Annotated in this window: 23 protein-coding genes and 1 other RNA gene; 9 read left to right on the top strand and 15 right to left on the bottom strand. The window is 34.5% G+C overall.

Annotated features, from left to right (window positions below; all coding sequences use genetic code 11):
* Positions 1-66 precede the first annotated feature (66 nt).
* A complete protein-coding gene (locus QM017_RS02635) occupies positions 67-1,419 on the bottom strand; it encodes a glucose-6-phosphate isomerase (protein WP_282708777.1) in 1,353 nt (450 codons plus the stop codon).
* A gap of 227 nt (positions 1,420-1,646) precedes the next feature.
* Between QM017_RS02635 and QM017_RS02630 the strand changes: the two genes are divergently transcribed.
* The gene (locus QM017_RS02630; RefSeq protein WP_282708775.1) at positions 1,647-3,773 is read left to right on the top strand and encodes an LTA synthase family protein; all 2,127 of its coding nucleotides are present in this window, start codon (positions 1,647-1,649) and stop codon (positions 3,771-3,773) included.
* 98 nt (positions 3,774-3,871) lie between these two features.
* Complete coding sequence (locus QM017_RS02625) at positions 3,872-4,222, top strand: helix-turn-helix transcriptional regulator (RefSeq protein ID WP_282708774.1); 351 nt, start codon at positions 3,872-3,874, stop codon at positions 4,220-4,222.
* Between the two features lie 65 nt (positions 4,223-4,287).
* On the opposite strand, the gene QM017_RS02620 is transcribed toward QM017_RS02625, so the two are convergent.
* The 7 genes from QM017_RS02620 to QM017_RS02590 form a co-directional block, all read right to left on the bottom strand.
* Positions 4,288-4,998: a lactate utilization protein C gene (locus tag QM017_RS02620; RefSeq protein ID WP_282708773.1), complete on the bottom strand. Its 711-nt coding sequence runs from the start codon at positions 4,996-4,998 to the stop codon at positions 4,288-4,290.
* Complete coding sequence (locus QM017_RS02615; RefSeq protein WP_282708771.1) at positions 4,999-6,465, bottom strand: LutB/LldF family L-lactate oxidation iron-sulfur protein; 1,467 nt, start codon at positions 6,463-6,465, stop codon at positions 4,999-5,001. It lies immediately after the preceding gene.
* Positions 6,466-6,476: 11 nt separating this feature from the next.
* Positions 6,477-7,232, bottom strand: coding sequence for a (Fe-S)-binding protein (locus tag QM017_RS02610; protein WP_178195851.1), 756 nt, complete (start codon positions 7,230-7,232; stop codon positions 6,477-6,479).
* Positions 7,233-7,650: 418 nt separating this feature from the next.
* Complete coding sequence (locus tag QM017_RS02605; protein ID WP_282708768.1) at positions 7,651-9,144, bottom strand: HAMP domain-containing sensor histidine kinase; 1,494 nt, start codon at positions 9,142-9,144, stop codon at positions 7,651-7,653.
* Positions 9,141-9,872: a response regulator transcription factor gene (locus tag QM017_RS02600; RefSeq protein WP_282708767.1), complete on the bottom strand. Its 732-nt coding sequence runs from the start codon at positions 9,870-9,872 to the stop codon at positions 9,141-9,143. Before QM017_RS02600 ends, QM017_RS02605 begins: the two co-directional genes overlap by 4 nt.
* 240 nt (positions 9,873-10,112) lie before the next feature.
* Positions 10,113-10,480: a transfer-messenger RNA gene (gene ssrA / locus QM017_RS02595) on the bottom strand.
* Positions 10,481-10,558: 78 nt separating this feature from the next.
* Positions 10,559-11,941, bottom strand: a complete 1,383-nt coding sequence (locus QM017_RS02590; protein ID WP_282708766.1) for a L,D-transpeptidase family protein — start codon at positions 11,939-11,941, stop codon at positions 10,559-10,561.
* Positions 11,942-12,334: 393 nt separating this feature from the next.
* On the opposite strand from QM017_RS02590, the gene trpX reads away from it, so the two are divergent.
* From trpX to QM017_RS02575, 3 genes are read left to right on the top strand one after another with little or no spacing between them, the layout of a single operon-like run.
* Complete coding sequence (gene trpX / locus QM017_RS02585) at positions 12,335-13,321, top strand: tryptophan ABC transporter substrate-binding protein (RefSeq protein WP_282708765.1); 987 nt, start codon at positions 12,335-12,337, stop codon at positions 13,319-13,321.
* A complete protein-coding gene (locus tag QM017_RS02580) occupies positions 13,318-14,208 on the top strand; it encodes an ABC transporter permease (RefSeq protein ID WP_282708764.1) in 891 nt (296 codons plus the stop codon). Before trpX ends, QM017_RS02580 begins: the two co-directional genes overlap by 4 nt.
* Positions 14,205-14,972 carry an ATP-binding cassette domain-containing protein gene (locus QM017_RS02575; RefSeq protein WP_178195863.1) on the top strand — a complete coding sequence of 256 codons (768 nt, stop codon included), beginning with the start codon at positions 14,205-14,207 and terminating at the stop codon, positions 14,970-14,972. Before QM017_RS02580 ends, QM017_RS02575 begins: the two co-directional genes overlap by 4 nt.
* Before the next feature lie 40 nt (positions 14,973-15,012).
* On the opposite strand, the gene QM017_RS02570 is transcribed toward QM017_RS02575, so the two are convergent.
* From QM017_RS02570 to QM017_RS02560, 3 genes are all read right to left on the bottom strand, one after another.
* On the bottom strand, positions 15,013-15,693 hold the full coding sequence (locus QM017_RS02570; protein WP_178195865.1) for a ribonuclease H family protein: 681 nt from the start codon (positions 15,691-15,693) through the stop codon (positions 15,013-15,015).
* Between the two features lie 99 nt (positions 15,694-15,792).
* Positions 15,793-16,128 (bottom strand): metalloregulator ArsR/SmtB family transcription factor, encoded by a 336-nt coding sequence (locus QM017_RS02565; RefSeq protein ID WP_178195867.1) that lies wholly within the window; start codon positions 16,126-16,128, stop codon positions 15,793-15,795.
* A 156-nt stretch (positions 16,129-16,284) separates the two neighbouring features.
* Entirely contained in the window at positions 16,285-16,917 is a 633-nt protein-coding gene (locus QM017_RS02560) for a hemolysin III family protein (RefSeq protein ID WP_282709547.1), read from the bottom strand.
* Positions 16,918-17,064: 147 nt separating this feature from the next.
* Here QM017_RS02560 and QM017_RS02555 point away from each other — a divergent pair, with 147 nt between their 5' ends.
* The 4 genes from QM017_RS02555 to QM017_RS02540 all read left to right on the top strand — a co-directional run bounded on the left by QM017_RS02555 (position 17,065) and on the right by QM017_RS02540 (position 18,650).
* Positions 17,065-17,499, top strand: a complete 435-nt coding sequence (locus tag QM017_RS02555; RefSeq protein WP_178195869.1) for a DUF1836 domain-containing protein — start codon at positions 17,065-17,067, stop codon at positions 17,497-17,499.
* Positions 17,500-17,561: 62 nt separating this feature from the next.
* Positions 17,562-17,765 carry a hypothetical protein gene (locus QM017_RS02550; RefSeq protein WP_282708762.1) on the top strand — a complete coding sequence of 68 codons (204 nt, stop codon included), beginning with the start codon at positions 17,562-17,564 and terminating at the stop codon, positions 17,763-17,765.
* Positions 17,766-17,773: 8 nt separating this feature from the next.
* Complete coding sequence (locus QM017_RS02545; RefSeq protein WP_282708761.1) at positions 17,774-18,034, top strand: hypothetical protein; 261 nt, start codon at positions 17,774-17,776, stop codon at positions 18,032-18,034.
* A 10-nt stretch (positions 18,035-18,044) separates the two neighbouring features.
* Positions 18,045-18,650: an IS3 family transposase gene (locus tag QM017_RS02540; RefSeq protein WP_282708760.1), complete on the top strand. Its 606-nt coding sequence runs from the start codon at positions 18,045-18,047 to the stop codon at positions 18,648-18,650.
* 377 nt (positions 18,651-19,027) lie between these two features.
* On the opposite strand, the gene fba is transcribed toward QM017_RS02540, so the two are convergent.
* The 4 genes from fba to pstB (QM017_RS02520) form a co-directional block, all read right to left on the bottom strand.
* Entirely contained in the window at positions 19,028-19,891 is an 864-nt protein-coding gene (gene fba / locus QM017_RS02535) for a class II fructose-1,6-bisphosphate aldolase (protein ID WP_178197174.1), read from the bottom strand.
* Between the two features lie 123 nt (positions 19,892-20,014).
* A complete protein-coding gene (gene phoU / locus QM017_RS02530) occupies positions 20,015-20,680 on the bottom strand; it encodes a phosphate signaling complex protein PhoU (RefSeq protein ID WP_178197176.1) in 666 nt (221 codons plus the stop codon).
* Between the two features lie 21 nt (positions 20,681-20,701).
* On the bottom strand, positions 20,702-21,457 hold the full coding sequence (gene pstB / locus QM017_RS02525) for a phosphate ABC transporter ATP-binding protein PstB (RefSeq protein WP_178197178.1): 756 nt from the start codon (positions 21,455-21,457) through the stop codon (positions 20,702-20,704).
* A 14-nt stretch (positions 21,458-21,471) separates the two neighbouring features.
* Positions 21,472-22,281, bottom strand: coding sequence for a phosphate ABC transporter ATP-binding protein PstB (pstB, locus tag QM017_RS02520; RefSeq protein ID WP_282708759.1), 810 nt, complete (start codon positions 22,279-22,281; stop codon positions 21,472-21,474).
* Positions 22,282-22,288 lie beyond the last annotated feature (7 nt).

Here is a 22,288-nt window from a genome sequence, read left to right as displayed (position 1 = left end):
AAAAATTAAAATTTATAACTTTAATCTTTAGCAATGACTCCATTCAAAGAGCCGTTATTTCTTATTTTACTTCAAACGTTGCGCTAATTGTTCGCCTAATTCTTCATAACCAGGACGACCTAATAAAGCAAACATGTTGTTCTTGTATGCTTCAACACCTGGTTGATTAAATGGATTGATACCATTCAAGTAGCCAGAAATAGAAACCGCAATTTCAAAGAAGTAAATCAAGTAACCTAAAGTATAGGCACTTTGATCTGGAATATTAACGATCATGTTAGGCACATCACCGTCTGTATGAGCTAAAACAACACCTTGGAAAGCTTTGGTATTTACAAAGTCCATTGTCTTACCTTCAAGATAGCCTAAACCATCTAAGTTTTCTTCATCTTGTGGAATAGCTACATCATGGTTTGGTTTATTAACCTTGATAACAGTTTCCATCAAGTTGCGACGACCTTCTTGGATATATTGACCCAAAGAATGCAAATCAGTTGAGAAGTTTGCAGAAGATGGATAGATACCTTTTTGATCTTTACCTTCTGATTCACCCATCAATTGTTTCCACCATTCAGAGAAGTATTGTAATGATGGTTCATAGTTTTCAAGAATTTCAGTTGTATAGCCTTTACGATATAAGATGTTACGTAAAGCAGCATATTGATAAGCTTCGTTTTTAGCTAAATCTGCATCCTTATATTCTGCACGTGCATCAGCAGCACCTTGCATCAAAGCATCGATGTCTGCGCCAGAAGCAGCGATTGGTAATAAACCAACTGGTGTTAAAACTGAGAAGCGTCCACCAACATCATCAGGAATTACAAATGTTTCATAACCTTGAGCATCTGCTTCTGTCTTAAGTGCACCACGAGCACGGTCAGTTGTTGCGTAAATACGTGATTTAGCACCTTCAACACCGTATTTTTCAATCAATTTTTCTTTGAAGACACGGAATGCGATTGATGGTTCTGTTGTTGTACCAGATTTAGAAATTACATTCACAGAAAAATCACGATCACCAATTAAATCTAATAAGTCATAAACGTATGATGATGAAATAGAGTTACCAGCAAAGAAAATTTGTGGTGCATTGTTACGCTTATCTGCTGGTAATAAGTTATAAAATGAATGATGCATAAATTCGATGGCTGCACGGGCACCTAAATAAGAACCACCGATTCCGATCACAACTAAGACTTCTGATTCTGCTTGAATCTTTTTAGCTGCTGCTTTGATTCTTTCAAATTCAGCCTTGTCGTAATCTACTGGTAAGTTTAAGAATCCGCGAAAATCATTACCAGCACCTGTTCCTTCGCGTAATTGGGTATCTGCAGCATTTACCATTGCTTGCATTTCAGCTAATTCGTTATCATGAACGAATTTAGTCAAATTAGAACTATCAAAAGAAATATGAGCCATGTTCTTCTCTCCTCTAAAATGTTTTTCTCTACGTGTTTTATTATACTACATTTGGAGGCCTTTGCGGAATAAATTTGACGATAAATTATGATTTCTACTTAAAATTACTTAAATTTGGTTAAAACCTAAAAACTTTCCTAATATCGTCTCCACTAAATTGACTTAAATTTCAAGCTTGGTTTAAAATGAATTAAGCTTCCAAATTTTTTTGAAAGGACGTCAGTATTGTGCAGTTAAAAAAACTAAAAGCCTTTGTCAACACTCGGTGGGGGTTTTTGACGTTACTAACCTTTTTATTTTGGTTAAAAACAATTCTTGCTTATTTGATTGATTTTCATTTAGGTGTCAGTGGTATTTATCAATACTTCATCTTACTACTTAATCCTATCGCCACAACCTTACTCTTCTTTGGGATCGCGCAATATATTCGCAAAACCTTACCCGCTTATATCTGTATGCTTTTGTTATATATTGCCAACAGTGCGCTTTTATTATTTAGTATCATCTATTATCGGGAATTTACCGATTTTATGACCATCAACGTCATCTTCGGTTATTCTAGTGTTTCAACTGGCTTAAGTGGTAGTTCTTTTGCATTACTTAAACCCCAAGATATCCTTCAAGTTATTGATATCGTAATTGTATTAGGATTATTATTCACTAAAAAAATCAAACTTGATAAACGTCCCATTGTCCGTAGACAAGCAGTGGCTTTAACCAGTTTTGCACTGTTTTTCTTGATGCTAAATATTACATTAGGTGAAATAGATCGGCCACAATTATTGACTAGAACATTTGATCGCAATTATCTAGTTAAATATTTAGGTATTGATACTTTTACGATTTATGATGGTCTAAAAACTGCCAAAAATAATCAGGCTCGAAATCGAGCAGAAAGCTCTGATCTAAATAAAATCATTGACTTTACTAAGCAACACTATGCTCAGCCTGATGATAAGATGTTTGGTATTGCTAAAAATAAAAATATCATCATCATTCATTTGGAAAGTTTCCAACAATTTTTAATCAACTATAAATTAGATGGTAAAGAAGTTACACCATTTTTAAATAGTTTATATAATAGTAATCAAACTTTTAGTTTTGCAAACTTCTTTAATCAAGTCGGACAAGGTAAAACCTCTGATGCTGAAAACATGCTTGAAACAAGTACTTATGGTTTACCACAAGGTTCACTTTTTTCTGCATTAGGAACCGATAATACTTTTGAAGGTGCTCCTGCCATTTTGAATCAAAATCTTGGTTACACCAGTGCGGTCTTTCATGGTAATAACGGCTCATTTTGGAATCGCGATAATGTCTATAAAAACTTAGGCTATCAATATTTCTTTGACTCTAGTTATTTCGATTCAAATGCTAATAACTCGACTGAATACGGAATCAAAGATAAATTGTTATTCCATGATTCAATTAAATACCTTGAGCATTTACAACAACCGTTTTACGCTAAGTTCATTACGGTAACCAATCACTTCCCATACGTTTTAGATGAGCAAAATACAACCTTTAAAGCAGCTAATACCGATGATAACTCGATCAATAATTATTTTGTGACCGCTCATTATCTCGATCAAGCAATTCAACAATTCTTCGATTACTTAAAAAAATCTGGATTGTATGATAATTCCGTAATCGTCTTATACGGCGATCATTACGGCATTTCAAATACGCGCAATCTCAAGTTGGCTCCCTTATTAGGGAAATCATCTTCGACTTGGAGTGATTATGACAACGCACAACTCCAACGCGTGCCGTTTATGATTCACATTCCAGGGCAAACCAATGGTGGGATTCAAGAACAATATGGTGGTGAAATCGATGTTTTACCAACCCTCCTTCATTTGGTAGGGATCGATTCACGCAATTACTTGCAGTTTGGTACCGATCTTTTCTCTAAAGATCACGATCAAGTCGTCGCCTTTAGAAACGAAAACTTCATTACTCCAAAATATACGGTAATTGGTAGTACAATTTATGAAAATGGAACCGGAAATGTTGTTACACATCCTTCAAAAAAGGTGCAAGAACAACTTGAAGCTGATCGCCAAAAAGTTAGCACAGAACTAGCCTTATCAGATTCCTTAAACAACAAGAATCTCTTGCGTTTCTATGTTCCGCAAGGTTTTGTTCCGGTTGATCCTAAAAAATACACCTATAAGGATGCCGTCCAAAAAATGACAACCATCGAACAACAACTCGGTGACAAATCAACTAGTCTTTGGTCTAAAAATAATGACCAAACGACGACTAATCTTTATGTCACCGACGCTCCCGAATTAACAAACGGTAGCGACAAACAGACACAATTACCAGAAGATAGCAATAAACAAGATTAACAAAAGAGCCGTAAAATGACGGCTCTTTTTTAATTCCCAAAACTGGGGGCTTTTTTCACGCGCACACGACTATAATCAACTTAAAGGAGATGTTAAAAATGCGTGAAATCAGCAATCTAGGAAAAAATATCGCTAACGAACGCTGTAAACAAAAAATGACTCAAGAACAATTAGCTGAATTTAGCGATCTAACCGTCAACTATCTTTCTAAGATTGAACGTGGTTTGGCTAGAAAAATCAATGTAGAAAGTCTTTACAAAATAGCTAAAGCGCTTAATGTTTCTACAGATTATCTAATTCAACAAAATCAAGAAATTCCGACTATTCCCAATCCTGTTGGCCCCTATCAAAAACAACTAGCCAATTTCCTAACAGACCAAACTACAGACTCCGCAGAAAAAATTTGCAAATATTTATTGTGCCTAATCAAAGAAATCAAAAATTTTTAATAAAAAAGGCTAATATGAACTTCTCTTCACAAAGAGCTTTCATATTAGCCTTTATTTTCAAATCATTATGCGTCTTCAATCACTAAATACGTCATTGATAATGGGCCATGAACCCCAACAACTAAAATCATTTCAATATCACCAGAGTTAGATGGACCAGAAATAAAACTCAAGTTAGTTCCAATTTTTTCACCTTGCAAAACTTTTTGGTTATAAGCTTGGGTTGCTTGCGTAATTCGTGGAACTATCTGACTTTTAGGAACAATTGCGATGAAATGTTGTGGCAAGAAATGTAATGACCGTCCATGACCTGGATTAGTCTCTAAGACCATTGTTGCCGATTCTGCCAATAAATATTCACCAAAAGCAATTCCCACATTTGCTTGATTAGCAGCTTGGATATTGTCCGTCCGCTTATCTTCACCAGCTTGCCAAACATAGGTATCATGTGCTTGGCAAACCTTTGTTAGGTCATATTGAGCAAAGCGTCGATCATTTGGCACAATCACCTTGCCAGATCCTTTCGCCGTAATCACTTCTTCTAAAACCTTAGCCAAGTTATCTTTTGTTACCAACTTAAAATCGGTATAAATATCGGCAGATTGTTTTTGGGCAATTTGACATAGCTCATCTTGACTCAAGCCTTGCATATGTTCTTTATTAACTTTGTTTTGAGGAATAAACGGTTCTTTTGCAAGAGAATGTCGTTGATAATTAAGTTTTGTTGCTAAATTATCCAAAAAAGCCGTTTGTTTTTCATCAGCATTAGCAAACATCTACTTGCCCTCCTTTTGTGCTTGGTGATACTTAAACCACTCACGGAAAGTATCTTTTTCTTTAGGTGGTCGTGGCAAATCACGATAATCCGTCCAATTTTTAGCAATTGCCGGAGCTTTATTAATGTAGCCATCATGATTATAGAGATTTTCTACGGAAGTTTCACCTTTCTTAGTTACAATCGCTGAACCAAGATGATCAACATGTTCAACAAATTTAAAGACAGGAGCCGAGCCTGTAACAGCCGCTGTTACTTCCATTCCTAATTTTTCTAATTTGCTAGTTCTCTTCAATTCATCCGCCATCACAGTACGATGTTCGATTAATAATTTGTGCAATGGAATTTTGACTGGACAAGTTTCACTACATGCTCCACAAAGACTGGAAGCATATGGCAATTCACCAAATTCTTCATATCCTCCCAAAATTGGTGATAACACTGCACCCATTGGTCCTGGATAAATCGAACCATAACCATGTCCACCGATGTGACGATAAACAGGACAAACATTTAAACATGCACCACAACGAATGCATTGTAACATTTCTTGGAATTTTGTCCCTAAAGCATTCGAACGTCCATTATCGACTACAATTACATAAAAATCTTCTGGACCATCTGCTTCATCTTTTGCTTTTCTTCCTGTAAATGTTACATAACTCGTTAATTTTTGTCCAACCGCACTTCGACATAATAATGTATCTAATACTTCTGCTTCTTGCATACTTGGTACGATACGTTCCATTCCCATCAACACAATTTGTGTCTTAGGAATAGCAATTACTAAATCGGCATTTCCTTCATTTGTAACCAAGTTAATCATCCCGTTATTAGCAATCGCAAAATTACAACCAGTAATGCCAATATCAGCGGTCAAGAAATGTTCACGTAAAACTTTACGCGCAAACTTAGCCATTTCTTCTGGTTCATTTGAACCTTCATATCCTAATTTATTAAAGATTCTTTGAATTTGGTTACGATCTTTATGAATATTTGGAAAAACAATATGGGAAGGTTCGTCCCAATTATCCATTTGTAAGATAAATTCAGCTAAATCAGATTCAATAACTTCTAATCCCATATCTAGAAACATTGGATCTAAGCCTACTTCAGTTGTTACCATTGACTTAGCTTTTACAATTTTTTTAGCATTCTTAGCCAATGTAATTTCTTTAACATAAGCGCGTGCTTCTTCTTCAGTTTGAGCAAATAATACCTTACCGCCATTTTTTTCAACATTTTGTGCAAACATCTCTAAGTAATCTGGCAAATGATTTAAAGTATGTTGACGAATTTCTTGGCCAAGCTCACGCCATTTTTCCCAATCACCAATCTCAGCACGTGCACCTTCACGCTTAATCCATTGACTATCTTGAGCTTTTTTAATGGCCGCTTGCATTTGTTGATCATTAATATTTTTTGCACAACGTTCTTCAAAACTTAATGTACTAGTCTTTAATCCCATGATTTTGCCTCCTATCTTCTTTTAATCAATGAGGCAATCCGACTTTCATCAACATCATGATTTAAAACTTCAGCGATATGCATAATCTTGATTTTCTTGCCTTCACGGTTTAATTTACCACCAATATTCATCAAGCAAGCCATATCTGCACTCACTAAAACTTCGGCATTAGTTGATAAAATATCGTTCATTTTTTCTGTTACCATCGCATTTGAAATCAATGGTTCTTTAACAGAAAATGTTCCCCCAAAGCCACAGCAATTTTCAATATGTGGCAATTCTACATATTCCAAACCTTTAACATAATTCATCATAATAAAAGGTGTTTGCTTTTCTTTTAAAATTCGCGTCATATGACATGAACGATGATAAGTTACCTTAGCATTTAACGTGGCACCAACATCAGTCAAGCCTAAAACATAATGTAAAAATTGGGTAAACTCATAGGTCCGTTCGCTCAAAGAACGTGCTAATGGTCCATATTCAGGATCATCTTTAAAAAATTCTGCATATTCTTTAAATGTAGCTGTACAACTTCCTGCTGCACCTACAATATAATCAGCATCCTTAAATGCTTCCATTTGGTTAATCAAAACTTTTCTAGAAGCTTTACGATACCCACTATTTAATGTCGGTTGACCACAACAAACTTGTTTATCTGGTAATAACACTTCTACTCCAAAACGTTCTAAGACTTCAGTCATTGCAATTGGAACATTTGGAAAAAGTGCATCGACCACACAACTAGTAAATAAACTAGCTTTCATACTCTCACCCTCATTTATATTTATTAAAAACTAGTCTCATTGTACGCTTGTTATTTAAAGTTGTACAAAATATTCCTCCCCTATATCGGTCTTTAAAAATATTTACCGAAAAATATAACAAAAAAATTATAACAACAAAAATATATTAATCATACAAAAGGAAACTAATCTTTTTATATTCTATTTTGATAACTTTTTTTAATATTAGAAACAAAATATAAAAATATGTTTATAAAAAAACTAGAACTATCTTATTTTTCAATTATATTTATTATTATTACGTCTAATTGCGAATCATTCTCAAACAAGCAAAAATAGCTTTAAAAAATAGGCCCACTTTGTTCATTTTTACTACAATATATCTTTTAAACTCAAATAAAAAAACATCAAAGCAAGTAATCCTTACTTTGATGTTTTTTTAGATTTTTTCATCAGGAAAAGTCAAGGTAAAAGTTGAACCTTGATCTAATTGACTCGTCACTTCAATCTTTCCTTGATGAAGTTGCATTAATTGATGCACAATCGCTAAACCAAGCCCTGATTCGCCATACTTAGTATTTTTACGCGAAATATCGGCTTTATAATATCTTTCCCAAATATTTTTAATCTGTTCTTCCGTCATTCCAATACCAGTATCTGAGATTTGAATTTTTGTTGCATCACCTTGTCGCTTAGCCGTAATCTTAATCACACCATCGTTTGTAAACTGAATTGCATTTTTAGTAATGTTCAATAAAATCTGCACAAACCGATCGTAATCAGCATAAACAGAAATTTCTGCTGGAATATCCAATTCAAAAGTATCATTAGCCGTTTGAGCTTTTTTGTCTAATTGAGCAACCACATTTTTTATCGCATCAACTGCATTAAAGGTTGTCTTAGATAAAGCAATCTGACCAGAACGAATCTTTTCATAATCAAGGTTTTCGTTTACCAAGCGAATTAAACGCTTAGTTTCATTTTGCATCAACTCAATACATTGCCCTTTGCGCTCTTCAGGAATTGCATCATAGGCTAATCCTTCTAACAACCCATTAATCGTTGTCAATGGTGTGCGCATTTCATGAGCTGCATCCGCCATAAATTGGCGACGCCGTTCTTCTTGCCACTTAATTTCTTCATTTGATTCTTTTAACGAAGTTGTCATCTTATTGAAAGATGCAGCTAAATCATCAATTTCATCACGCTGACCATTTTTTAAAATAACATCAAAGTTACCCTCAGCGACTTGCTTAGTTGCATTACGCAATACAGCAATTCTTTTAGCTGTATAATGCGCTAAAACATAACTGCCGATAATCCCTAAAATGGCTGAAACTACTAGCGTATATACTAAATTGCGCCGAATAGTTTGAAAACTTTCTTCTAAACTTGAAACAGTCGCACCAACCGATATGACTGCAATTAATTTACCATTGGGATCAAAACAAGGCGCAAAGATATCGGTCATACGTTGTTTAGTCACTGTATCTGGTATCATGTCATTTTGATTACCTTGATCTTTAGCAAGTAACTTTTTACGACCGCCTAAATCACTTTTACGTTTAAGAATTTGTCCTTGTTTGAGTTTTTTCCAATCGCTATTAGAAATAACCGATTTAAAGCCATAACTTGGATACAAAATTTTATCTGGTGCTGTGTAAATTGTGAAATGTACATTTTGATTTTGTAAAATAACTTCACTATTACGCAACTTAGTCACATCTAAAACAAACTCTGAACCACTATCGGTAACTTGAAGTGTCATTGCTTCAGATTTCAAGCTGTAAGCATAGCCTTCCAAACGATCCCAGGTATCTTGATAAACCATTTGTTTGGTTAAATGAAACAATGAAAAAGCTAAACATATCAACAAAAGAATAATAACAGTAAAAAAACCTAACATCTGTTGATATATTAATTTAAATTTCATCGTTTTTCTACCTCAGAATCATCAAACTTATAGCCTACTCCCCAGACAGTTTGAATGACTTGTGGCCCAACTTTTTCAATCTTTTGTCTAATCTTTTTAATATGAGCATCAACAGTCCGTTCATCTCCATAATATTCATAATCCCATACTAGTTGTAACAATTGATCGCGCGAAAAGACTTGTCGTGGTTTTTGAGCTAATGTCTTTAATAATTCAAATTCTTTAGGGGTTAAATCTTCAATCATCTTTCCGCACAAGAAAGCCTCTCTAGTTTTAGTATTCAAACTAAAATGATCCGTTTTAACATCAAAAGCTTGGTTTGTATCAGCTTTTGTTTCTAAATTCTTATCACTTAAATTAAGTTCAGCTCGTCTATGCAAAGCTTTAATGCGCGCAATCAAAGTAATAGGTGAAAATGGTTTAACCACATAATCATCAGCTCCCATTTCTAATCCTAATACTTGATCACTTTCAGAATCTCTAGCCGTTAAAATAATGATTGGAACAGTTTTTGATATTTTACGGATTGCTGCATTAACTTGCATCCCATCCATCTTAGGCAAGTTTAAATCTAATGTAATCATATCCCAACTGTCAGGATCTTGGCTAAACATTTCGACAGCTTGTTGCCCATCATAGGCATATTCTACTTCCCATTTTTCTTTTTCAAAAAACATTGACATCATTTCTGAAACAGATTTATTATCTTCAACCATCAAAAGTTTCATAACTTTACAATCCTTTCTTTTCTATCCTTACACAGTTTTTACTAAGATTAGCTTACCAAACAAATTTGATTTTTCTTTGAATAAAAAGTACACCAATCATTATCTTTTTTAATCTTCATTATAGCAAAGCATTTCCCTATTGTTCAATTCTTATCTCCTCACTGCTTTTGCTAGTATAACTTTTCTAAATTAATTACAAATTAAAAACGCCCGCCAACTTTATAGTTAGCGAGCGTTTTTAGATGGAGATGGCGGGGATCGAACCCGCGTCCAAGCATATCGCCACCTAAATATCTACGTTCATAGTCATATTATTTAAATTTCACCGCCAACTGCGCCATATGACAGGGCTAATATTAACGGCTAACCTAAGTTACTCTTCTTTAAACTCTAGGTGAAAGTCTAAAGCGTAGTCCACTTAATTATAGGACCTGGGTTTAGCACATGGACGATGCTAAGCCAGATCTACGCTAGGCCGATTAGGCAGCTAAAGCGTAAGAGTTATTGTTATTTTTTGCAGTTATATTTAACTGAGCGTTTTATGGTAGACGCAACCTACCAAACGCAATCTAGGCTCGACCTATACCTGTCGAATCCAAAACATCCCCATTACTTAGCAAATTATAGCATATTTGCCAGCTTAACGCCACAAAAAAACCGATTGCTACTAACAATCGGTTAATTTTTTAATAAACAATAACTGGTTCTTTTTGGAAAACAGCATCATAAACTTTTTGTGCATCTTCAAGACTCAAGTTAAAGCATCCACCAGATCCATCAGTTAAGTAAGCATCTTTATCCCAGTTTGTACGCCATGTAGCATCATGGAAACCACAACCCGAATTAGTAAATTGTGCCCAGTACTTAACTTCGATTTCATAGTGCTCACCATCAGAGTGAACACCTTTCAAAACAGAAGGCGATTGCTTATACATAATGTAATACACTCCGGTTGGTGTTTTTTCGTTTGTTGCTACATTCCCAGTAACACCTGTACAAGTTAGTATTTGTTGCCCATTTTTATAAATCCATAGGCGTTGTTGGGCTAACGAAACTTCCACATAAGTATCGCCGATACCGTCATTGCTTAATGCATCATATCCAGTTCCATAAGTCAAATACCCTTTTCCATAAATATTTTCTTTAGCATTGATTTGACTTACATCATTTTCTAAAGCTTTAACAATACTTTGGGTGGCTGCTTGTTTATCGATTGCCCAACCATACGTCTCACCTTGAACATTAATTACATTTCCATCGGTTGTTTTAAAGGCAAAAGACTTTCCTAACGTTGCTTGGCTTGCATTAATCTGTGCAATTTTATCTTCAATTCCATTTGTTTGAATCTGATATTTACCATCTTGATATTTAGTACCATTTAATAATTCTTCTGCTTTAAATACATAAGGCGTTGTTTGCACCTCATAAGTTACTTGACGCTGTAACAATTTTTCTAACGCTTCTTTTTGTTCACTGATACTTTCATCTTTAGCACCTATTGGTTGTAAAAAGACTTCCTTTAAACGTAAACTTTTAGTGCTTGAAACCTTTGAATACTGTTGTAAGATTTTTGCTACATCATATTGATTACCTTTTTTGGCATCAACAACTTGTACTTTCCCATCTTGAATCCAAGCATAAGCATCAACTGCTTTTTGTCTAGTTTGATTAGCCTTTTCAAGCGCCACTTGAACTCCTTGTTTCAAAGTAGTTTGCCGATAATTACTTGCCTTAGTCGGTACCACTGTCAAATTTTTCTTAGCTTTATTAGGGAAAAATGAAAATTGCTTCTTTAAAGCAGTTTGAACCTTAGCTAAATCTTTTGTTGTAAAGCCTGCTTTGGTTGTTTGACCGCGATAGATTAAATTTTCCCCTACATAGACATCGTTATCGATTGTTATGGTCTTTAACTTAGCTAATGCTTCTTTAGCATCTAAACCACCGACTTTAACGCCATTAATAGTTACGTTGGCATTGAAATGCTTAGCTTGATGCCATGCTAAGCCTCCCAAAGCTACACCAATTACGACTATAACAGTACTAATCCCAATACTTAATTTATGTTTCATATTTATGGTAAACACTCCAATCGTGAAAGATAAACATTGTTTTCCTTTTGGACACATTATACTACATCTTAAACTTATCTAACACAACTTTTTAAACTTGACTTAAAAAACTTAAAAGATTATAATTATTTAAAATAAATTCGAAAGGAAGAGTTGACATGCAATACTTAACATTTCTAAACCGCAACATTTGTTGGCAAAACCGGTAATGAGGATTGTTTTTGCTTAGGACAGATACAATCCTTGACAGTTGTATCTGTGCCGGTCAACTTTTTAATGGACTCGCACAGCAAATTGTGCGGGTAATGCTAAAAAGCCTTTTCCCGTAAAGACGAGAAAAGGCTTTTTTCTTTACAACACAACTGTTAGGGATTATAAAAGGAGGATTATTATATGAAACGCTTATTAACTACATTAGTTATTTTAGGGATTTTTCTAACTTGGAACTTTTTTAGCCCACAAAAAAATAATAATAATACTAAACCTATTGTTGGAATCTTGCAATTAACATCACATCCTGCTTTGGATGAAATCCATCAAGGAATCATTGCTGGCTTAAAACAACAAGGTTTTGTCAATCACAAAAATATCGAAATTGACTTTCAAAATGCCCAAAATGATCAAAGTTCATTAAAAACCATGAGTGAACGTTTTATTAATGAAAACAGTGCTGTCACGATTGGTATTGCCACGCCAGCGGCACAAGCTTTAGCGAATACTACCAAAACGACTCCTGTTGTAATGGGGGCGATCAGTGATCCTATTGGTGCTAAACTTGTAAACAATCTCAAACATCCTGGTCAAAACGTGACTGGTGTTATGCACGTTGAGCCTGTTTTACAACAAGTTACCTTGATTAAAAAAATCTTGCCTAATTTAAAAACCATTGGTGTCTTATATACGGCAAGTGATGATTCAGCAACCGCATCTTATCAAGAATTTGCTCGGCAAGCCAAAAAGCAAGGCTTAATCGTCAAACCATATACCATAAGCTCGACAAATGATGCTGCTCAAGTTGCTAGTGTACTTGCTCAAAAAGTACAAGCATTGTATCTTCCTACAGATAACAATGTTGCTTCAGCAGCTCCAACCATTATCAACACAGCAACTCAATATCAAGTTCCCGTTTTTTCAGCGTCCTCTTCTTTATTAAAAGATGGAGCTTTAGCTACTGTTAGCGTTAGTCAATTTGATTTGGGTAAACTCACAGGTCAAATGGCTGCTGAAATTTTAAAAGGCAAAAAACCAGCAAATATGGCAATTAGACATGTCAAAAAAACTTATTTAAGCCTAAATCTTAAACAAGCACAAAAACTTAACATTCAAATTCCAAATGAACTACTCACTCATGCACAACAGAAAGGAGAAATAATCTCATGAGTCTAATTACTTCTTCTATTGGCCAAGGTCTTTTATGGTCAATTCTAGCTCTAGGCGTCTTTTTAACCTTTAGAATCTTAAATTTCCCAGATATGACTGTTGAAGGAACCTTTCCTTTAGGTGCAGTTGTCACCGTCAGCGCCTTAACTCATGGTGTCAGTCCTTTATTTGCCACCTTGTTTGCCTTATTTGCCGGTTGTTTGAGTGGTTTAGTTACAGGTGTTTTATATACCAAACTAAAAATTCCCATTCTCCTAGCTGGAATTTTAACCATGACAGCTTTATACTCTATCAATTTGCGAATTTTAGGCAAAGCTACCGTGGGATTGTTGGATATTTCAACCATTTTTTCATATTTTGATTATCTCACTCCTAATTTTCAGTTAGTCTTTTTGGGAATAGCCATTACTACCCTTGTAGTCTTTGCAATCGTACTCTTTTTAAATACCGAGCTTGGCCAAGCTTTCATTGCAACAGGTGACAATCAAAAAATGGCTCATTCTTTAGGCATTAACACTGATGCAATGAAAATTTTAGGCTTGATGCTAGGCAACGGACTCGTTGGTTTGTCTGGTGGCTTGCTTGCACAAAACAATGGCTATGCTGATGTTAGTATGGGAATTGGAACGATCGTTATTGGTTTAGCAGCTATTATTATCGGTGAAGTACTTTATGGACCACTTAGCTTAAGTGCACGTTTAGTCGCCGTAGTGTGTGGCAGTATTTTATATCGTTTAGTATTATTAGCCGTTTTACAACTAGGATTTAATACCAATGATTTTAAGTTAATTTCAACAATTATATTAACCCTTTGTTTAAGTTTACCAACCTTAGAACAAAAATTTAAAATTCGTCAGACTTTTAGTAAAGGAAGCTCGAAACAATGACCAAAAAAACACTCTTAGAATTTAAAGATGTCACTCTTACCCTAAAAAGTGGCCCAAATGAAGAAAAAAAGCTTATCGATAAATTAAACCTAACCATCAAGCAAGGCGACTTTATCACTCTATTAGGAACTAATGGTGCTGGTAAATCAACCTTACTAAACCTTATTAATGGAACATTACAACCTACGCAAGGCGAAATTTTTTTGGCTAATCAGCCCTTTAAAAAAATTTCTACTAAAAAAAAGATGGGCTTAATTGCACAAGTTTTTCAAGATCCTAAAGCTGGAACTGCTCCACGAATGACAGTGGCTGAAAATCTTTTATTAGCGCTAAAACGTGGTCAAAGTCGGACTTTGCGCCTACGCAAATTAACAGCAAAAAAAGAATATCTAACAAGTTTATGTGCCCAGCTTCCTAACAAATTAGCTGATAATATTGACAATTTTGTTGCTAACCTTTCCGGAGGTCAGCGCCAAACTTTAAGTTTTTTGATGGCCACAGTAAAAAAGCCTGCACTACTATTATTAGATGAGCACACGGCCGCACTTGATCCTAAAACAAGTGCTCAACTAATGCAGTTAACTAATCAGACAATTACTAACCAAAACTTAACCTGTTTAATGATTACTCATCAATTGAGTGATGCTTTAAAATATGGTAACCGTACAATTATTTTAAAAGATGGCAAAATCGTCTTGGATGTCTGCGGTAAACAAAAAGAAGCCTTAACAATCCCTGAAATTTTACAATATTTTGCAGATTAAGCTAAAAGGAGTCAAACCCAAATAACGATTTGACTCCTTTTTACATTTGATCCATCTTTTGATTTAACAATTTATCTACATAATTATTTCCCTTGTTATTAGCATGACCTTTAGTCCAACTAAAATTCAAATTAGGAAACAAAATTAAAACCTCAATGAGTTGTTGCCATAATTCCTTATTAGCTACCGGTTGACCATTTGCTTTTTTCCAACCATTAACCTGCCAACCACGCAACCAACCTTTTCCTAAAGCATCCAAAATATATTTTGAATCTAAAATTGCATAAATTTTTTCATTTTGCCAACCATTTTTCAAAATAAACTGCAATCCATTTAATAAACCTAATAACTCCATGCGATTATTAGTACTACCATATTCACCATCTACACCCGTGTAATTTTGTCCGGCTCTTTGGATTAAATACGCCCAAGCGGCCTTATCTGTTGCTTGTACGTGTTGGCCTTTTTTATTTCCATGATTGCGTGAGCCACCGTCACTATATAAATAAATTTGTGCTAATTGAATAGAATTATCCTGTGTACTTTCCTTTTTCACAGAACCTTTCAACCAGTCTTGTGCTTCTTTTTTGGTTTTAAAACTTTTATATCTAGCGCCTTTAAAACCTTTAACATGTGCTTCACATTCAGCCCATGTTAAATATATTCCCGTTTTTTTTCCTTGCGCAACCGCATAATATTTTTGTGTTTTAATTTTTTCCACTCCTTAGTTGCTAATATTTTTAGCATACCATTGTCAAAGTCAAACAGCAAACATAAAAAAAGCGATGATTAAAAACCATCGCCTTATTAATCCCCAAAATTACTCCTCTATCTCCATTCTCAAATCATGGATTACCTTTTCAAGATGAGTTAACGGGTCGTTCAATGTTAGGTAATATAAGCTTTGGAGTCCATTTTTTCTAAATGATACTAAACCTGCTTCACGCAAAATCTTTAAATGATGTGAGACAGCCGGTTGAGTAATTGACATTTCATTTGTAATATCAGTTACAGTCATACCTTCATCTGCACAGCTACACAATAAATAAATGATTTTTTGACGGTTTCTATCAGCCAACGCATTAACAACTTCGAAATCCCCCATGAAGTTATTAATAGCAGAAATCTGCTTAGAATTTAACTGAACAGTAGTCATTTTCGTCACCCTCCTTTCAAGGTTACTCTACTTCTGAGTATAGAATAACATTAATGATGAAGTCAGGCAAGCGTTTGCAATAATTTTTTTAACTATTTTTAGCTTTTTTATATAAAAAAATGATAATCGCGACTCAATTTAATGTATATTTACTTTTTAATCAATATAAAAATAAATTGAAAAATACATCAAAATCGTACCTAATAATACAAATAAATGCCAAATAACATGAAGATACTTAACACCATGAATACTATAAATTAGCGCACCGATGGTAAAAGAAACCCCACCTAAAAACAATAATAGTACTCCATCAACTCCTAAATTAGCTTCCAAGCTCTTAATCCCTAGCAAGCATAGCCATCCCATTACAATATAAAGACTTGTCTCAATCCATTGGCGACGCTTTTTAGCTAAAATATGATATAACATGCCAAAACATGCCAATCCCCATACACTAACTAACAACATTACTCCCATTGAGCCTTTGATTGTTAACAAACAATATGGCGTATATGTTCCAGCAATTAAAAAATTAATACTACAATGATCAAAAATCTGAAAAATTCGTTGTGCCCTTGTAAAATAAAGTGAGTGAAATAAGGTTGAACATAAATAAAGCAAAATTAACGTAATTCCATAGACTAAATACGCGCCTAAGGCAAGCATATTAGCTTGCCCTATTGCCTTTAAAATCAGCAAAACCAGTGCTGCAATGCTTAAAAACACTCCAATTCCATGTGTTATTGCACTCCATACTTCATTTAAAATTCGTGTCTTTTGGTTAATCATCAAACCACCTCTTAGTATTAAGTATAACACCAAATATATTCAATATCAACATCAACTAGATTTATAATCTAGATAAAGAAATAAAGAAAATGTGTTATACTAAAATTAAGTAAATTTCTTTATTTTAAAAGGAGCTTTTTTTTAATGTCTCAATCAACAATTTCATTACCTAGTTTACCTTTATGGCAAGAGTTTCCCGAACTTGAGCTTTACATGGATCAAATTGTAAGCTTAGGTAATCGCTATTTAAGCGGCTTAACCCAAACTACCATAACACCTGCTATGGTTAACAGTTACGTTAAAAAAGGACTTATTAGCCGACCTATCAAAAAACGTTATACTTGCGTCCAACTGGGGCAACTATTGTTAGTTAGTCTTTTTAAAAGTGTTTATTCGTTAGATATTGTTGAAAAACTATTACCACCAGTTTTAGATCAAATTACTTATGATGAAATTGCCACCAAGTTCAACACAATTTTAACTTGTCAACAAGTAACACCTTTAAATAGTGATTTAACTACACTTGCCTTACAAACAGTTATTTTTAAATGTTTGACTCTAGAATTATGTAACGACTAAAAAAACAGTCAACTTTGATATATACCCTCTTTACTGGACATCCAGTAAGGAGGGTTATTTTTATGTGCTACTCGCAAGAATATAAAATAAAATGTATCGAATTATACCGAGAAGGTAAATGGCCTGAAACACCAGACGGAATTAAAACATGCAATTTTAAAAACATGATGAGAAAATGGGCTCGAATGCAAAAAGCACATGATTTTGATATCTTAAAACACAAGAATTTCAATAAAAATTGGACTCCTGAAAAAAATTCGAATTAGTTTCTCAAATGATTGCTGAAAAGGCTATTCAAGCAAGTATTAATGGTGGTTTATTGTATCAATGGGTTCGAAAATATAAGATTTATGATTATAATGGTCTTGGAAATAAAAAGAAAGGTCGAAAATTCAGGAGCCTAACTATGAAAAAAAGAGATATGCAAAAACCAAGAAAACTTGAAAAAAGCGAATATGAAGAGCTCATTCGGTTAAGAGCCGAAAATGAATATATTAAGACCAAAATTGCAGTGATAAAAAAAGGATCGCCTTGAGGCACGAAAAGTGGGCTGCGCAACTCAAGGCCAAAAAGCAGCGCTCATCAAAGAACTCCGAAAAAAAGGATATCAATTAAAGTATCTTTTAAAAGCCATGCGAATGGCTAGATCTACCTATTATTTTGAGATAAATAAAGTTGATGTTGTAAAAGTTAGAAACAAGGGATTGATGGCTAAGATTCAAGAAATATTTGAACGCAACAAAAGTAGATATGGCGTGCGTAGAGTTCACAAAGAACTAGTGAATTGTGGATATAATGTAAATCATAAACGAGTTCAACGTCTTATGCATAATATGAACTTGTTAGGAAAAACACCAAAACGTAGTTATCATTCTTATAAAGGTAAAGTCGGAAAAAGCACAGATAATACCATAGATAGAGATTTCAGCACAACTGCACCATTACAAAAATGGGCTACAGATGTATCGCAGTTTAGTTTTTCATGGGGAAAGTGTTATATTTCTCCAATTCTAGATATGAATACAAATGAGATTATTTCCTATGATTTGTCGTTAAATCCAAACTTAGAACAAATTAAACAAATGCTTGATATGGCCTTTAAAAAATTCTCATCTGTAGAAGGACTAATATTGCATTCTAATCAAGGATAGCAGTATCAGCACGTGTATTTCAGAAATACCTTAAAAGGATTATTCAATCGATGTCACGGAAAGGCAACTGTTATGATAATTGTGTCATGGAGACTTTCTTTGAAAGACTTAAAAATGAGGTCTTTTATGGATATGAAAAAGATCACAGCTCATTTAATTATTAGTAAATATATCGATTACTATAACAATCAAAGGATTAAAGCCAAAACAAAATGGATGCCTCCTGTAAAATACAAGGAAGCATCCCTAGGATAATTTATTAAATTTTAACGTGTCCAGAAAACTGGGTACACATCAAAAAAGCTGACTGTTTTTAATTTACTCAATAACAAAAAACTATCCTAGAATCTAGGATAGTCTTAATAATCAACCTAATCTTAGTCGATTGCTGGTGTACCGATCCAGCCGATAACTTCTTTAACTGTATCAGTAATAGCTTGTGTACCAGGTGCAAGTAATTTACGAGGATCGTAACCTTTACCTTCGATATCTTTACCAGCTTCGATATATTCGCGAGTTGCTTTAGCAAATGCGATTTGGCATTCAGTGTTGATGTTAAGTTTAGAAACACCCATGCTGATTGCTTTTTCGATTTGTTCTTGAGGAATACCGGAACCACCATGTAAAACAAGTGGTGTGTCGATAACTTCTGCAAGTTCTTGTAAGCGTTCAAAGCTTAAACCTTTCCAGTTTTCTGGGTAAACGCCGTGGATGTTACCGATACCACATGCTAAGTAGTCAACACCTAAATCAGCGATTGCTTTAGCTTGAGCAACATCAGCTAATTCACCGGCACCAATAACGCCGTCTTCTTCACCACCGATAGAACCAACTTCAGCTTCAACAGAAACACCTTTAGAATGAGCTAATTCTACGATTTCTTTAGTCTTCTTCAAGTTTTCATCAAATGGTAAATCAGAACCATCAAACATAACTGAAGTAAAACCAACTTCGATACATTCCTTAGCTGCTTCATAAGTACCGTGGTCTAAGTGTAAAACAACAGGAACAGTGATGTTCATTGCTTCGATTTCGGATTCTACAAGAGTCTTAACAACTTTGTAGCCACCCATGTACTTAGCAGCACCCATTGAGCATTGGATTAAAACAGGAGTGTTCATTTCTTGAGCACCCTTAAGAATAGCACGAGTCCATTCCAAGTTATTTGTGTTAAAAGCACCTACTGCATAATGACCTTTACGAGCTGCAGCAAAGATTTCGTTACCGTTTACGAGTGACATAAAACAGCCTCCTAAATAAGTTAACATCTAAAATTACTCTTAAAATTGAGTACACCTATATTCTACCACATTTTTGCAAATAGCGTGCACAAAAATATAATTTTCATGTTAATTTTCACACAATTAATAGTCGTTACGCCCTAATTCTGTGATTTTACCAATATTGGTATAAACAATCCACTCAGCAACATTTGTGATATAATCACCCATTCTTTCCAAATGGTTTGCCATGTTCAAATAATCGATACCTTCTAAAGCAAATTCTGGTGTATTTTGAATCTTTTTAACGGCTACTTTGCTAACTTTACGGAAATATTCATCATTTTTAGAATCACGTGCAGCAACTTCAACAGCAAACTTATCATCCATTTCAGTATAAGCCTTCAAAATATCTGCTAACATTTGTTGAATATTAGCCGCCATTTCGAATAATAAATCTTCAATTTCAAAATCACGGTCGCTTGTATTTAATTTTTCAGTAATTCGTGCAATACTGATTGCATGATCGGCTAAACGTTCTAAATCAGAACTTGCCTTTAAGATAGCTACAATTTCACGTAAATCACCAGCAACAGGTTGTTGCAAGGCAATAATTTGAGCAGATTTTTTTTCAAGCCTTGTTTCTTGTTCATTAATTACTTCATCATCGGCAATTACTTTTTGTGCCAATTTCAAATCGTGTTCTTTAATCGAATCAATCGCACATTTAATGGCTTCTGCTACACCAAAACCCATAGTAGCAAAATCTTGCTTCAAATCTTTAATTTGTTGTTCTAAAACTTTACTCACTGTAAACTTCCTCCTTGCTTATTAACCAAAACGACCGCTTAAATAATCATCAGTTTCTTGCTTAGTAGGATTTACAAAGATCTTCTTTGTAGCTCCAGTTTCAATCAAGTCACCATTCAAGAAAAATGATGTAGTATCGGAAATTCGCGAAGCTTGTTGCATATTATGTGTCACAATGATACATGTATAATCTTCTCGCAATGTCAATAACATCTCTTCAATTAAGTTACTTGAAACAGGATCTAAGGCACTTGTTGGCTCATCTAACAAAATCACGGATGGTTGTACAGCTAACACACGTGCAATACAAATCCGTTGTTGTTGTCCACCTGATAAAGATAAAGCACTCTTATTAAGATTGTCTTTAACTTCATCCCAAATAGCCGCTTGCTTTAAACTAGTTTCTACACGTTCATCTAAGATTTGTTTATCTTTTATCCCGCCCAAACGTAAACCATAAGTTACATTGTCATAGATAGAAAATGGAAATGGATTTGGTTGTTGAAAAACCATTCCAACTTGTTTACGCAATTCAACCGTATCGGTTTGCGGACTGTAGATATCTTTACCATCAATCTCAATTGTTCCCGTAATCTTAACCGTTTCAATCAAATCATTCATTCGATTCAAACAACGCAAATATGTGGATTTACCACAACCAGATGGTCCGATTAACGCATGAATTCCTTTAGATGGAAAACCTAGCGTAATTCCATTTAATGCTTCTTTTTCACCATAATAAAGATGTAAGTCGCGTGTCGAAATAAAATCACTCATTTGCAGTCTTCCTCCTAGCCAAAGTTACCTGAAACATAATCATCGGTCGCCCGAATTTTAGGGTTAGTAAAAATGTTTTTAGTCTTATCATATTCTATCACGTGTCCTAAATGAAAGAAAGCGGTATAATCACTCACACGTGAGGCTTGTTGCATATTATGTGTAACAATGACAATTGTATATTTTTTCTTAAGTTCAATCATTGTTTCTTCAACTTTTAAAGTTGAGATTGGATCAAGCGCACTAGCTGGTTCGTCCATCAATAAAATGTCTGGTTCCATTGCAATAGCACGTGCAATGCAAAGACGTTGTTGTTGTCCACCAGACAATGCGAGCGCACTTTTATCTAAATCATCTTTAACTTCATCCCATAACGCAGCCCCTTTTAGACTGGTTTCTACGATTTCTTCAAGTTTTTGTTTATCTTTTAATCCACGTTCCTTTAGTGCAAAGGTAATATTGTTGCGAATTGATTTTGAAAATGGGTTTGGTCTTTGAAAAACCATTCCGATATGTTTACGCATCTCGTAAACATTGATATCTTTAGAATTAACATCCAAACCACGATACATAATTTTGCCCTCAACACGTGCAATCCCATCATTCATTCGGTTTAAGGAACGTAAATAAGTCGATTTACCAGAACCTGAAGCACCAATCAATGAAGTTATCTTATAACGCTCAAATTGCAAATTACCATCATGAAAGGCATGATTATCTCCATAAAAAACTTGTAAATCTTCCGTACTCAAGGCAATTTCATGTTCTTTAGGATCAAATTTTAAAATCCAATTATCATTTAAATCATATTGTCCAACATTCATTTAAACT

The sequence above is a fragment of the Ligilactobacillus sp. Marseille-Q7487 genome (assembly GCF_949152225.1).
Taxonomy (GTDB): Bacteria; Bacillota; Bacilli; order Lactobacillales; family Lactobacillaceae; genus Ligilactobacillus.
The sequence above is the reverse complement of the archived record's forward strand: the minus strand, read 5'-3'. Positions and strand labels throughout refer to the sequence as shown.

Coding starts and splice junctions, on each gene's coding strand:
- QM017_RS02635 (WP_282708777.1), bottom strand. CDS start 1,419: ATGGCTCATATTTCTTTTGATAGTTCTAATTTGACTAAATTCGTTCAT.
- QM017_RS02625 (WP_282708774.1), top strand. CDS start 3,872: ATGCGTGAAATCAGCAATCTAGGAAAAAATATCGCTAACGAACGCTGT.
- QM017_RS02620 (WP_282708773.1), bottom strand. CDS start 4,998: ATGTTTGCTAATGCTGATGAAAAACAAACGGCTTTTTTGGATAATTTA.
- QM017_RS02615 (WP_282708771.1), bottom strand. CDS start 6,465: ATGGGATTAAAGACTAGTACATTAAGTTTTGAAGAACGTTGTGCAAAA.
- QM017_RS02610 (WP_178195851.1), bottom strand. CDS start 7,232: ATGAAAGCTAGTTTATTTACTAGTTGTGTGGTCGATGCACTTTTTCCA.
- QM017_RS02605 (WP_282708768.1), bottom strand. CDS start 9,144: ATGAAATTTAAATTAATATATCAACAGATGTTAGGTTTTTTTACTGTT.
- QM017_RS02600 (WP_282708767.1), bottom strand. CDS start 9,872: ATGAAACTTTTGATGGTTGAAGATAATAAATCTGTTTCAGAAATGATG.
- QM017_RS02590 (WP_282708766.1), bottom strand. CDS start 11,941: ATGAAACATAAATTAAGTATTGGGATTAGTACTGTTATAGTCGTAATT.
- trpX (WP_282708765.1), top strand. CDS start 12,335: ATGAAACGCTTATTAACTACATTAGTTATTTTAGGGATTTTTCTAACT.
- QM017_RS02580 (WP_282708764.1), top strand. CDS start 13,318: ATGAGTCTAATTACTTCTTCTATTGGCCAAGGTCTTTTATGGTCAATT.
- QM017_RS02575 (WP_178195863.1), top strand. CDS start 14,205: ATGACCAAAAAAACACTCTTAGAATTTAAAGATGTCACTCTTACCCTA.
- QM017_RS02565 (WP_178195867.1), bottom strand. CDS start 16,128: ATGACTACTGTTCAGTTAAATTCTAAGCAGATTTCTGCTATTAATAAC.
- QM017_RS02555 (WP_178195869.1), top strand. CDS start 17,065: ATGTCTCAATCAACAATTTCATTACCTAGTTTACCTTTATGGCAAGAG.
- QM017_RS02550 (WP_282708762.1), top strand. CDS start 17,562: ATGTGCTACTCGCAAGAATATAAAATAAAATGTATCGAATTATACCGA.
- QM017_RS02545 (WP_282708761.1), top strand. CDS start 17,774: ATGATTGCTGAAAAGGCTATTCAAGCAAGTATTAATGGTGGTTTATTG.
- fba (WP_178197174.1), bottom strand. CDS start 19,891: ATGTCACTCGTAAACGGTAACGAAATCTTTGCTGCAGCTCGTAAAGGT.
- pstB (WP_178197178.1), bottom strand. CDS start 21,457: ATGAGTGATTTTATTTCGACACGCGACTTACATCTTTATTATGGTGAA.
- pstB (WP_282708759.1), bottom strand. CDS start 22,281: ATGAATGTTGGACAATATGATTTAAATGATAATTGGATTTTAAAATTT.